Consider the following 12,789-nt stretch of genomic DNA (forward strand, 5'->3'; position numbering starts at 1 on the left):
CTGTGTAGCTGAGCCAAGTAAAAGATCAGTAGTAATATTCTTCTTCTGCTGCTTCAGGCGGCGCGATTTCTACTACATAGTACACAATGCCGGCACTGATAAGCGCAACTACAACAGCAGCCAGCAGGCGTGATGACGGGATCCCGGCTTCATTAGTGCTTTTCTTTCCGTGCACCATGGCCGGTGCCAGTTTTTGCTTTTTATACACGGCATAGAAACCAATCGCTGCAATATGAAGGGCAATGACCACCAGTAGAATATTGAATACGTTATTGTGCAAATAACTCATGGTTTTAAGCGTTGAGTCTTCTACTGCGGCGCGCCAGGGACCATCAAGGAAAATGTCGTCAGTCATGAATAATCCGCTTACTGCCTGCACGGCAACCAGTGACAGCATGATGATAACAACCCAGCCACCCAGCGGGTTGTGACCTGCATGAGCTTCTGAGTCCCGCTTAAATAGGGTGCCGGCATAACGTAATACAGCCCGGGGACCATAAATAAACTGGCTGAACTTCGCGTAATCCGAACCGGCAATCCCCCAGATGAGCCGGAAAATAATCAGCCCGAGCGTAAAGTAGCCGAGATAGAAGTGCCATTGCATGGCGTTGTCCATCAGTTCAGCGGTGACATATTGCCCGGCCAGGGAGAAAACGAGCAACCAGTGAAACAGTCGGGTAGGAATATCCCAGATCAGCTTTTTTTCCATGTTGAGTCCTTTTCTGCATAAGCACGATTATCGTAGCGGATAAAGTACGGTTTTATGTTGATGCAACACAGTGTAAATGCAGATTTTCTGCGGGTAAATTGAAATGGCATGACTGCAGATGGTTATACCATATTCTACGCTAATTACCTGTGATCATTTGAAAATTGTCTGCGCTCAGGCAAAATGCCGGAAAACAGACTGAGAATATCCTGATATGAAAGTAGCTATTTTAGGCGCCAACGGGCGTATGGGACGTGTGCTGATTGAAGCATTACGTGAAAATGACGATGCAGATTTATCTGTTGCCACGGTCCGTGATGACTCACCATGGGTAGGCATCGATGTTGGCGAACTCGCCGGGATCGGTACGCAGGGCATTGCCTGCAGTGCGATTTCATCACTGAACCCTGACGATGTTGATGTGGTGATTGATTTTACCTTACCGGCCGCATTCGACAGCAATCTGGCCTGGTGCACAGAGCACAAAAAGCCGGTTGTCATTGGTACCACAGGTTTGTCGCAGGACCAGTTAAAGGCGCTGGACGAAGCAGCAAAAACAATCCCGCTGGTTTTCGCGGCGAATTACAGCGTGGGCGTAAACGTCATGCTGTCGCTGGTGAAGCAGGCGGCTAAAGCTCTGGGCAATACAGCAGATATTGAGATCCTTGAAGCACATCACCGCTTTAAGCAGGATGCACCATCAGGCACGGCTATGGCTATCGGTGAAGCGATTGCAGATACTTTAGGTCGAAACTTGCAAGAATGTGCTGTTTACGGTCGTGAAGGGAAAGAACCGCCCCGTGAACATCAAACTATCGGTTTTGCCACCGTTAGAGCCGGTGATATTGTGGGAGAACACACCGCATTGTTTGCTGATCTGGGCGAGCGTCTGGAAATTACGCATAAAGCGTCGAGTCGTTTAACCTTCGCCAAAGGCGCAGTACATGCGGCTTTGTGGCTGTCGGGTAAGCAAAATGGACGTTATGGCATGAATGATGTCATTGGACTGGCGTAATTATTCATCAGATAAATAGGCTTTTCTGAGGTTAGACGCTGAAAAATCAGTTAATGAGGTGTTTTTCATGTTTTTCTAAATTTGAATTAGACCTTTGCTGATTACTCCTATATAATACTTGGAATTTGCCAAAATTTAGCGTTCCGGCTTGTCCGGGTCGCGTTTTATTAGCTGCAAAGTATCGTAAACGGGAAGTAAAATTATTGTTACCTCCCGTTTTTTGTGGGGTTTATTCATGCCACTGAATAAACCGTCGGTTATCCTTAATCTGGAGGTTGACTTGGCTAATTCTGCCCTTTTGGTGTTAGAGGATGGTTCAGTTTTTAAAGGTACGGCAATTGGTGCCACTGGTTCTGCCGTTGGGGAAGTTGTTTTTAATACTTCCATGACAGGCTATCAGGAAATCATCACCGACCCGTCATACGCTGAACAAATCATTACACTTACTTACCCCCATATCGGTAATACCGGTACCAATTCTGAAGACGTCGAAGCAGACAAAATCTGGTCTAAAGGTCTAATCATTCGTGACCTTCCCCTCGTAGCCAGTAATTTTCGAAACCAACAAACATTATCTGAATATCTCGAAGCCAAAGGCGTAGTAGGTATTGCGGATATCGATACCCGTCGTTTAACCCGTATCCTTCGTGACAAAGGTGCGCAGAACGGTTGTATCATCTGCGGTGACGATTTAGATGAAGCCAAAGCATTAGACGCTGCTAAGGGGTTCCCGGGCTTAAAAGGCATGGACTTGGCCAAAGTAGTTAGCACTAAGGAAGTGAAAACCTGGACCGAAGGCACGTGGGTGCTGGGTGAAGGCTATGTAACGCCAGCGGAAGCGAAATACCATGTTGTTGCATACGACTACGGCGTGAAGAACAACATCTTACGTATGTTGGCAGACCGTGGCTGTAAAGTGACGTTGGTGCCGGCGCAAACGCCTGCTGCTGACGTACTGGCTCTGAATCCGGATGGTGTGTTTTTATCAAATGGCCCCGGCGACCCTGAGCCGTGTGACTACGCCATTGAAGCGATTAAAACCATTCTTGAAAAAGACATTCCGGTATTCGGTATTTGTCTGGGTCACCAGTTACTGGCACTGGCCAGCGGTGCTAAGACGGTCAAAATGAAGTTTGGTCACCACGGTGCTAACCACCCGGTGAAAGACCTTAAGAAAGGTACAGTGATGATCACCAGCCAGAACCACGGTTTTGCTGTTGATGAATCTACGTTGCCGGATAACTTAGAAGTTACTCATATTTCATTGTTCGATAAGTCGTTGCAGGGTATTCACCGTACCGACAAACCTGCGTTCAGCTTCCAGGGCCACCCTGAAGCGAGCCCGGGTCCGCACGAAGCGGCTGATCTGTTTGATCATTTCATCGACCTTATTGAACAATCAAAACAGTAGGAACTAGCCGACAATGCCAAAACGTACTGACATAAAAAGTATTCTGATTCTGGGTGCCGGCCCTATCGTTATCGGCCAGGCCTGTGAATTTGACTATTCCGGCGCACAAGCCTGTAAGGCACTGCGCGAAGAGGGTTACCGCGTCATTCTGGTAAACTCTAACCCTGCGACTATCATGACCGACCCTGAAATGGCTGATGCAACCTACATCGAGCCGATTCACTGGGAAGTGGTACGCAAAATCATCGAAAAAGAACGTCCTGATGTGGTACTGCCTACCATGGGCGGCCAGACTGCACTGAACTGTGCGCTGGATCTTGAGCGTGAAGGCGTACTGAAAGAGTTCAACGTTGAACTAATTGGTGCAACGGCTGACGCTATCGATAAAGCGGAAGACCGTGAGCGCTTTGATAAAGCGATGAAGTCTATCGGTCTGGAATGTCCCCGTGCGGAAATTGCTCACTCTATGGAGCAGGCCCACGATGTACTCAGCCGCATCGGTTTCCCTTGTATCATCCGTCCGTCGTTCACCATGGGTGGAACCGGTGGCGGTATCGCATACAACATTGACGAGTTCAATGAAATCTGTACCCGCGGTCTTGACCTTTCTCCTACCAATGAGCTGCTTATTGATGAGTCGCTGATTGGCTGGAAAGAGTACGAGATGGAAGTGGTTCGCGATAAAAACGATAACTGCATTATCGTTTGTACTATTGAAAACTTCGATGCCATGGGTGTTCACACCGGTGACTCTATCACTGTTGCGCCGGCGCAAACGCTGACCGACAAAGAATTCCAGATCATGCGTAACGCGGCCATGGCCGTATTGCGCGAAATCGGTGTTGAAACCGGCGGTTCAAACGTACAGTTCGGTGTGGATCCGAAGACTGGCCGTATGGTTATCATCGAGATGAACCCGCGCGTATCACGTTCTTCAGCACTGGCATCAAAAGCTACCGGCTTCCCGATTGCGAAAGTGGCTGCCAAGCTGGCTGTGGGTTATACCCTGGACGAACTGGCTAACGATATTACCGGTGGTCTGACGCCGGCCTCTTTCGAGCCGTCTATCGACTACGTTGTGACTAAGATTCCACGCTTTAACTTCGAAAAATTTGCCGGTGCGAACGACCGTCTTACCACACAGATGAAGTCTGTAGGCGAAGTGATGGCGATTGGCCGTAATCAGCAGGAATCACTGCAGAAAGCATTACGTGGTCTGGAAGTGGGCGCTACGGGTCTGAACCCGATTCTGGACCCGCAGGACGACGAAGCCATGAGCAAGCTCAAGTATGAGCTGCAAAACCCGGGCGCTGAGCGTATCTGGTACATCGGTGATGCTTTCCGTATGGGTATGAGCGTTGAGGAAGTGTTCTCTTACACCAATGTAGACCGCTGGTATCTGGTACAGCTAGAAGAACTGATTAAACTGGAAAACCAGGTGGCAGAGCAGGGCGTAAGCGCACTGACTGAAGATTTCACCCGTGCGCTGAAGCGTAAAGGTTTCTCTGATGCCCGTCTGGCTGAGCTGACTAACGTAGCAGAAAGCGACATCCGCGACATCCGCCGTGGCTTCGGTATCTCTCCGGTGTATAAGCGTGTTGATACCTGTGCTGCTGAATTCTCAACCAGCACTGCGTATATGTACTCCACATATGACGAAGAATGTGAAGCTGCACCAACGGATAAAGATAAAATCATGGTACTGGGCGGTGGTCCTAACCGTATCGGTCAGGGTATCGAATTCGATTACTGCTGTGTGCACGCTGCGCTGTCTATGCGTGAAGACGGCTACGAAACCATCATGGTTAACTGTAACCCTGAAACGGTTTCTACCGACTACGACACATCAGACCGTCTGTACTTCGAACCGGTAACGTTAGAAGACGTGCTGGAAATCGTTGCAAAAGAACAGCCTAAAGGCGTGATTGTTCAGTACGGTGGTCAGACACCACTGAAACTGGCCCGTGCCCTTGAAGCGAACGGTGTACCAATTATCGGTACGTCTCCGGAAGCTATTGACCGTGCAGAAGACCGTGAGCGCTTCCAGCACATGGTGAACAAGCTGGGTCTTAAGCAGCCGGCTAACGCAACGGTTACCAACATTGAACAGGCTCTGGCCCGTGCAGAAGAAATCGGCTTCCCGCTGGTTGTTCGTCCTTCATACGTTCTGGGTGGGCGTGCGATGGAAATCGTGTACGACCTGAAAGATCTGAAACGTTACCTGAACGAAGCGGTTAAAGTGTCTAACGACGCCCCTGTACTGCTGGACCGTTTTCTTGACGACGCGATTGAAGTCGACATCGACGCTATCTGTGACGGCACTGAAGTGGTTATCGGCGGCATCATGGAGCATATTGAACAAGCCGGTGTTCACTCTGGTGACTCTGCCTGTTCACTACCTTCACACTCTCTGCCAAAAGATATTCAGGACACCATGCGTAAGCAGGTTCGTGATATGGCGTTAGAGCTGGGTGTTGTGGGTCTGATGAATACACAGTTTGCTATCAAAGACGGCGAAGTTTACCTGATTGAAGTGAACCCCCGAGCTGCCCGTACCGTACCTTTCGTATCTAAAGCGACAGGTGTACCGCTGGCGAAGGTTGCTGCCCGCTGTATGGCCGGTCAGTCACTGCAGTCTCAGGGTGTGACGGAAGAAATCATTCCGCCGTTCTACTCTGTAAAAGAAGTGGTACTGCCATTTGCTAAGTTCCAGGGTGTTGACCCGCTGTTAGGCCCTGAAATGCGCTCTACCGGTGAGGTTATGGGTGTGGGTGATACCTTCGAAGAAGCGTATGCTAAAGCCAACCTGGGTGCCAGTGCGCCGCTGCCAAGAGAAGGCAAAGCGTTACTGTCTGTACGTAACAATGACAAAGCCCGTGTTGTCGACCTTGCCAAAGCAATGATCGAAGCCGGCTTTAAGATTGAAGCGACCAGCGGTACTGCGAAGAGCCTGATTGATGCGGGTGTTGAATGTACTGTAGTAAATAAGGTGTCTGAAGGACGTCCTAACATCGTTGATTCAATTAAAAACGGTGAATACAGCTATATCATCAACACCACGGAAGGCCGCCAGGCAATCACGGATTCTGTATACATTCGACGTGAAGCGTTAGTGAATAAAATCACTTACACCACAACAATGAATGCAGCATTCGCTACGATTCGTGCAAAATCTGCTGATGACCGTAACAAGGTTTCATCAGTGCAGGAACTGCATGCCCGTATTAATGCCTGATGACAGTTGTGTGAAATTGCGCTATTCTGCGCAATCAATATTTTAGAAAAGTGCGCCGGTTGGCGCACTTTTTTTAACTCAGCGATCAAAAGGTCAGCAGACCAGTCAAAATAAGTGAGAAACACCATGAGTCAGTATCCGATGACCGCTCGTGGCGCAGAGTTATTGCGCAAAGAATTAAATGAATTAAAAACAGTGACCCGCCCGCGAATTATCGCTTCTATTGCCGAAGCACGTGAGCACGGCGACCTGAAAGAGAATGCCGAGTATCATGCTGCGCGCGAAGAGCAGAGTTTCTGTGAAGGTCGTATTCAGGACATCGAAGGAAAGTTATCTAACGCGCAAATCATCGATGTTACCAAAATGGATAATACCGGTAAGGTCATTTTTGGTACTACAGTTACCATTATGAATCTGGAAACTGATGCTGAAACCACTTACCGCATCGTGGGTGATGATGAAGCTGATATCAAAAATAATCTGATTTCAGTGAATTCTCCTATCGCCCGTGGTCTTATCGGTAAAGAACTGGATGATGTGGTAAATATCCAGACACCGGCAGGCACTGTCGAGTTTGAAATCACCGAAGTGGAATATATCTGATATTGATGGCGGAAAGTCTCTGGCTTTTCGCTTCCTTTAACCAACGCCCTCAGCGGATAAAGCCGCAACGGCAAATGATGTGTAGTACGGTACCGTTCGTGAAACATTCATTATTACTTTTAGTCCTGATATTACTCAGTGGCTGCTCACGGATGGTAGCAGAGCGCATCGAATCACCCGCGCAATTAATTCACTACGAACAGGCCACACTGGATCAAATGTATGCCCAATGGGGCGTGGTTGAGAAGCAGTGGTGTAGTGAGCGCTCATCCTATTGTATTCCTTATAAAGATGGCGGTGCTGTTACCCGTCAGCTTCCCAGTATGTCTTTTACCGTATCGCGGGATTTTGGTAACCAGTTCAGCTTTTTGAAAGAAGTGACAATTACTCCCCGTGATGTCGGGCAATTTTCCGGCACCGTTGTTTTACTTCACGGTTACGGCGCAAAAAAAGAAAGCTGGATGAGTACCGGTTTCTATTTTCAGGCATTGGGATTCCGCGTCATCGAACCTGATTTGATGGGGCAGGGCGAGTCCTCTGCACCACTGGGGTTTGGTGTGCGTGATGCAGACTTACTTGCCGAGTTTATCGACCACACCGTGGATATCACTGAAGAGCCTGTTTATCTCGTTGGTCACTCCATGGGCGCTTTAGCTGCGGTGAAAACAGCCAGAAAGCTGGAGTCCGTGGCCGGACTGGTATTACTGGCCCCTATGGACCGGTTTGACCGCGCCACTATTGGTGTTGCCCATACATTTAAACCCCGTTTAAGCAAGCTGGTACCAGATTCATCTATTCGTGCCGGCGCAGAACTGGCGCTGAAACGGGCAGGGCTCTCTGTTGAGCAGACAGATATGTTTGCAGATTTACCTGCGCTGAATGTGCCTATTCTCACCTACGGTTCAGATCAGGATCTCGTCAGTAACATTCGCCGTGTTAACGGCTGGTCAAAGCTGGCAAACGTTACCCGAATCGTAAATGATGACGAAACGCATATGTCAGTCATCGGGATCAGCGATACCGAACATCAGGTGTTGATGAACTGGCTGGAGCATGCGGGTAATCACCGGCCTGCACTGTCTGCTGCACGCACTGCTCTGTAAAGCTGTCGTTTATTCTCTTTCTGTGCAGGCTTTCCCCGCCTGCACTTGTCGTCTTTTCTTCATTTAAAAAGCCTTTTTACGCATTATTTACGATATAATGCATCGATGTGGCGCAAATGGAGATGCAGAACAAATAATTACGGAAAAATAAAAGGTTTATGCCGGTGTGGAAATCACACCTTACTATGAGTTTTCTGATAAACGACGTTGTCTCAGGACTGCAGGGTTTATGAGAGAGTTTCATCCTTTTGCGCACTGGTAAGGAAGTATTGCTTTAGATGTCTGCCAGACGGAGAACCAGTCGTGCGCGACACCATCCGTATAATTATAAGTTTGTCTTTCCTGATTTCAGGAAGCGTTAATGCGTTGTCTTACACCAGTCTTGACAGTTGTCTTGCCAGTGCTGTGGACTGTAAAAATGAAACCCGTCAGTTACTGAAAAATACTGCTGCCGGAAGCCGGGACTGGTACATGTTGATGTACTACAACCTGTCTGCACGGTGGGATTTGGATAACCTGTCTCTGAACTGTCAGGAACTCAGCGGTTATGCTGACATGACGGATGCCCCTGATGTCTTCAAAATTGTGGTTTACACCATTTATGCCAAGAAGCTGTTAAGTAGCGGTGAGACAGAGCAGGGAACAGAATACGCTCATCTTGCCCGCGATTTAATTATGCGTTCGGCAGAGTATGCCCCTGATCCACGGCGTCTTGCAGAACTCATTATTCTTCACAACTACCTCAAAGATTATGACGCTGCCAGCGAGCTGGCTGACTGGGCGGTAAGGCGTACTGAAAATATTCGTAATCCTGATGCTAAAGCGCCTTTGCATATGGCAATCGCACACGTAGCATTATTTATAAAGGATTACGACAAAGCACTGCAATTCTACGGCTATGTGGCCGAAGCGCATGAGCATAAGAATGAGCCGCTACAGCTTTCTAATGCTTACAGTAGTCTGGGTGTTGTCTATCTGCACAAAGAAGAATATAAGCAGGCCCGGTATTATTTGAAGCAGGCGGGTCATGCCCTTGACCAGGCGCTGGGTACGTATGAAACGGGCGATAAAACTTATATCCGGCTGAGACTGGCGGAATTGGACTTTATCGAAGATAAGAAAGAGGCTGCTATCGCCGCGCTGACTAAGATAGATCCCGGTAAAGTGCATAAACATCATATGCCACTTTACCGGAAATTACAGACACAAGCCGGTCAGTCTCCGCCGCCGATGGAAATGCGCTGAGGCTTTTTCGCTTCTGGGATAAGACGTTGTAAATCAATATGCAGCAGGCCGAGTTCCATATCGGCCGCAATCACTTTTACGTTGTCACCTAACTGGAACTTACGTTCAAAACCCCGCTCAGAAATGCCCTTGTGCAGGAACTTGCGCTCTGCCTGTTTAGGGTCTGCCAGCTTTTTACCGGCAATCCGTAAGGTATTGTCCTGCACTTCCACAATCACGTCCTGCTGACTGAAACCCGCTACAGCCATGGTGATGCGGTACTTAAACTCGTCAATCAGTTCAATGTTGTACGGCGGATAGCTGCTCTGCTTTTCTGCGCGGTTTGCAGCTTCAATTAATGTAGCCAGATGGTCTGAGCCGATAAAAGAGCGGTAAAGGGGAGTTAAGTCGATAGTAGGCATACCTGTCCTGTTAAGCAAAAGGCGTAAGTTCCCGTAACGGGCAACATAAATGGCCGGCCTTTTAATTAAGCACCAGCCTGTAATGGTTTAATTATGTCAGAAAGCGGCACCGGCGGCGAGTGGGAAAGTTGCCGCCGGCAGGAAGGGTTACATCGCGAGGGATTTGACGATTTGTCCGTTTTTGACCACCAGGCCTACATCTTCCATCAGCGCCATGTCATCAAGGGGGTTACCTTTTACCGCAATGACGTCGGCTTTCCGGCCCGCCTCAATACTGCCAAGTGATTCCTGTTGTTTCAGTAGTGTAGCCGAATTAATGGTGGCAGCCTGAATGGCCTGCATGGGTGTCATACCCCAGGTCACCATGCGGGCGAACTGTTTACCATTGTCCCCGTGAGGGTAAACACCGGCATCCGAACCGAATACCATGTTGACGCCGGCCTTCACCGCCTTTCGGAAATTCTCCCGTTGTTTGGTGCCTACAATGCGTTCTTTTGCGAGGCTTTCCGGCAGAATACCGGCCTTTTCACCCTCGCCGAGAATGTATTCTGTGACGTACACGTCCATGGAAAAATACGTGCCGTGTTTTTTCGCCAGTTCAATGGCTTCATCATCCAGCAAACTGACATGTTCTACAGAGTCCACACCGGAACGGATTGCCGCTTTTATGCCGCTGGTGCCGTGAGCGTGCGTGGCCACGGTGAGGCCGCGTAAATGGGCTTCTTCAATCAGTGCCTGCATTTCTTCTTCGGTGTACTGCCGGGCACCGACTTTTGTACCTTTAGATAAAATACCACCGGTGGCGCAGAACTTAATAACGGTAGCGCCGTATTTGATGTTTTCACGTACTTTCTTGCGTACTTCCCACGGACCATCAGCAACGCCTTCGCTTTTATCGTGATAGCCATAGGGGAGAAGATTATTGTCGCAATGACCTCCGGTCACACCCAGTGAAGGGCCGGCCACAAACATGCGCGGTCCCTGAACATCACCGTCATTGATGGCATCACGCAGCGCCACATCAGTAAAACCGGGTGCGCCAACGTTCCGGACCGTGGTGAAACCCGCCATCAGAGTATCTTTTGCATGTTTAACACCAGTAATAGCCGCACGGGGAACGGAAACAGACAGCGATGAATAGCCGTGTTTTGTGGGGTCGCTGGTCAGATGAACGTGCATGTCCATCAAACCCGGCATTAATGTGTAATCACCCAGTGCCATGACTTCAGCGTTGTCCGGTATGGCAATTTTTTTGCTGTGGCCGGCCTGAACAATCACATCATCTTCGATAATCACCACGGCGGATTCGATAACCTTGCCGGCTTTCACATCCACCATGCGATCTGCGGTAATAACAAGGGGATTAGCCAGCGTAAACAAACTGGTAAGCGCCAGCGAACCGGCCATCAGGTATGTGTGTATTCTTTTGATTTTCATTGGTATTTCCGGAACTGTCCTGTCAACAGCCATACTTTACCCAATCAGCGGGAAATTTGGCTGACAATTATCGCAAAAAAGAGGAAGAAGAACGTGTACTTGTGCCTCAGAAAGGCACAAGCACGCAGTCAGCAGGGTTAATGAGTGCGTCTGAGATACAGCGCAACACAAAGCAGTAAACCGCTGACAAACCATACCGGTATATCTCCGGCGCGGTTGTATGGTGTAAGTCCATGTTTGGCTGCCACGTCAGACACCAGGCTGCCAGCTTCAAACTGCGGCAGGACAGAGGTTACATCGCCCTTTTCATTAATAAACGCGGTAATACCATTGTTGGTTGCCCTCAGTACCGGCCGGCCGGTTTCAATTGCCCTCATACGGGCAATATCCAGATGTTGTGCCGGACCGTGAGAGTGACCAAACCAGGCGTCATTACTTACCGTGATAATCATGTCTGTATCGCTGTGAACATTGGCCGAAACCTGACGGGGAAAGGCTATTTCAAAGCAAATTGCCGGTGCCAGGCGGATCCCGTTGGCTATCAGGTTTGTTTGTTCAAAGTCTCCGCGGGAAAATGAAGACATAGGTAAATCAAACAACGGGGCCAGTGGTCTTAATATGTCTTCAAAAGGCACAAATTCACCGATGGGCAGCAGGTGATGCTTGGCATACCGGTTGGCATGGAAATAATGGTAACGGGCCTGCGTATCGTCCTGTGTTTTGCGGCCGAGCACCAGCAGATTATTCCACGCTTCTTCAGACTCCCAGTTGTAATTAACAATACCGGTTATGAGTGCTGTGTTTGTGCTCACTGCCTGGCGGTCCATGGCTTGCAGAAAGTCTGTCGCCATCAGTTCCAGTTTGGGTACAGCAGCTTCAGGCCATATCACCAGATCGTTGTCCCACAACGGCGTGGTTAAACCACGGTATTTTTCCATGGTGGGAATATCCTGCTCCGGTACCCAGCGCAGTGACTGGGCAATATTTCCCTGTACCATGGCAACTGAGTGTACGCCGGCAGTTTCCACCCAGTTAACTTTCTTCAGCAGCCAGCCTGATACCAGGCTAACTGTAAAAATAACCGCTATCGCCGGCCATTGGGTTCTGACTTTGAATACTGCCAGTGCTGCTGCGAGGGCAATAATAATCGCTGTAATGCCGGTTTCACCGGCTACCGGCGCCCAGCCTGCCAGCGGACTGTTGATTTGGCTGTAGCCCACCGATAACCAGGGGAACCCACTCAGCATCCAGCTTCTCAGCCATTCAGCAACGACCCAGAGAAATGGCAGGGCAAGCGGCCATAACCTGGCAGGAAACCAGCGTCTTGCAGCCCAGAGCGCAATGGCAGGATACAATGCAAGATACCCGCACAGGATGAGCATGAGTCCTACTGACAACACCACAGGCAAGCCGCCAAAATCAGCAATACTGACATGCACCCAGCTGATGCCGGCACCAAACCAGCCCAGACCGAATAACCAGCCGGTTAAGAAGGGATGTTGCGTTTTTACCAGTTGGCGGATCGCCAGGGCCAGCGCCACGAACGTGACAGGCCAGAGCGAAAACGGGGCATAGGCAAAGGTTAAACTGGCACCGCTAAGCAATGCCAACAGATAGGGAATAAACGCTT

The 12,789-nt window shown here is 49.3% G+C and carries 10 protein-coding genes; 6 read left to right on the plus strand and 4 right to left on the minus strand.

Annotation, left to right across the window (positions count from 1 at the left end; translation table 11 throughout):
- Positions 1 to 25: 25 nt before the first annotated feature.
- Positions 26 to 709, minus strand: a complete 684-nt coding sequence (locus tag ACXAH4_RS11105) for a cytochrome b/b6 domain-containing protein (RefSeq protein WP_119501778.1) — start codon at positions 707 to 709, stop codon at positions 26 to 28.
- Positions 710 to 923: 214 nt separating this feature from the next.
- On the opposite strand from ACXAH4_RS11105, the gene dapB reads away from it, so the two are divergent.
- The 6 genes from dapB to ACXAH4_RS11135 all read left to right on the plus strand — a co-directional run bounded on the left by dapB (position 924) and on the right by ACXAH4_RS11135 (position 9,321).
- Positions 924 to 1,724, plus strand: coding sequence for a 4-hydroxy-tetrahydrodipicolinate reductase (gene dapB, locus ACXAH4_RS11110; RefSeq protein ID WP_474844514.1), 801 nt, complete (start codon positions 924 to 926; stop codon positions 1,722 to 1,724).
- A 280-nt stretch (positions 1,725 to 2,004) separates the two neighbouring features.
- Positions 2,005 to 3,135, plus strand: coding sequence for a glutamine-hydrolyzing carbamoyl-phosphate synthase small subunit (carA, locus tag ACXAH4_RS11115; protein ID WP_474844542.1), 1,131 nt, complete (start codon positions 2,005 to 2,007; stop codon positions 3,133 to 3,135).
- A 13-nt stretch (positions 3,136 to 3,148) separates the two neighbouring features.
- Positions 3,149 to 6,370 carry a carbamoyl-phosphate synthase large subunit gene (carB, locus tag ACXAH4_RS11120; protein ID WP_474844513.1) on the plus strand — a complete coding sequence of 1,074 codons (3,222 nt, stop codon included), beginning with the start codon at positions 3,149 to 3,151 and terminating at the stop codon, positions 6,368 to 6,370.
- Between the two features lie 126 nt (positions 6,371 to 6,496).
- Positions 6,497 to 6,973, plus strand: coding sequence for a transcription elongation factor GreA (gene greA / locus ACXAH4_RS11125; protein ID WP_119501775.1), 477 nt, complete (start codon positions 6,497 to 6,499; stop codon positions 6,971 to 6,973).
- A 98-nt stretch (positions 6,974 to 7,071) separates the two neighbouring features.
- A complete protein-coding gene (locus ACXAH4_RS11130; protein WP_474881915.1) occupies positions 7,072 to 8,076 on the plus strand; it encodes an alpha/beta hydrolase in 1,005 nt (334 codons plus the stop codon).
- Between the two features lie 303 nt (positions 8,077 to 8,379).
- Positions 8,380 to 9,321, plus strand: coding sequence for a tetratricopeptide repeat protein (locus ACXAH4_RS11135; RefSeq protein ID WP_474881917.1), 942 nt, complete (start codon positions 8,380 to 8,382; stop codon positions 9,319 to 9,321).
- Here the strand turns inward: ACXAH4_RS11135 and ACXAH4_RS11140 are convergent.
- The 3 genes from ACXAH4_RS11140 to lnt all read right to left on the minus strand — a co-directional run bounded on the left by ACXAH4_RS11140 (position 9,291) and on the right by lnt (position 12,763).
- Positions 9,291 to 9,722, minus strand: coding sequence for an Hsp20 family protein (locus ACXAH4_RS11140; protein ID WP_349587512.1), 432 nt, complete (start codon positions 9,720 to 9,722; stop codon positions 9,291 to 9,293). The two genes, ACXAH4_RS11135 and ACXAH4_RS11140, sit on opposite strands and share 31 nt — an antisense overlap.
- 147 nt (positions 9,723 to 9,869) lie before the next feature.
- A complete protein-coding gene (locus ACXAH4_RS11145; protein WP_474881993.1) occupies positions 9,870 to 11,129 on the minus strand; it encodes a Xaa-Pro dipeptidase in 1,260 nt (419 codons plus the stop codon).
- 167 nt (positions 11,130 to 11,296) lie between these two features.
- The gene (gene lnt, locus ACXAH4_RS11150) at positions 11,297 to 12,763 is read right to left on the minus strand and encodes an apolipoprotein N-acyltransferase (RefSeq protein ID WP_474881994.1); all 1,467 of its coding nucleotides are present in this window, start codon (positions 12,761 to 12,763) and stop codon (positions 11,297 to 11,299) included.
- Between the last annotated feature and the right edge of the window lie 26 nt (positions 12,764 to 12,789).

Source organism: Alteromonas sp. ABV2_168 (assembly GCF_056161165.1).

Bases quoted from the DNA above. Each gene is read 5' to 3' on its own strand.
- ACXAH4_RS11145 (WP_474881993.1), bottom strand. From the start codon at position 11,129: ATGGCCGGTTCGCTGGCGCTTACCAGTTTGTTTACGCTGGCTAATCCC.
- greA (WP_119501775.1), top strand. From the start codon at position 6,497: ATGAGTCAGTATCCGATGACCGCTCGTGGCGCAGAGTTATTGCGCAAA.
- ACXAH4_RS11140 (WP_349587512.1), bottom strand. From the start codon at position 9,722: ATGCCTACTATCGACTTAACTCCCCTTTACCGCTCTTTTATCGGCTCA.
- carB (WP_474844513.1), top strand. From the start codon at position 3,149: ATGCCAAAACGTACTGACATAAAAAGTATTCTGATTCTGGGTGCCGGC.
- dapB (WP_474844514.1), top strand. From the start codon at position 924: ATGAAAGTAGCTATTTTAGGCGCCAACGGGCGTATGGGACGTGTGCTG.
- ACXAH4_RS11105 (WP_119501778.1), bottom strand. From the start codon at position 709: ATGGAAAAAAAGCTGATCTGGGATATTCCTACCCGACTGTTTCACTGG.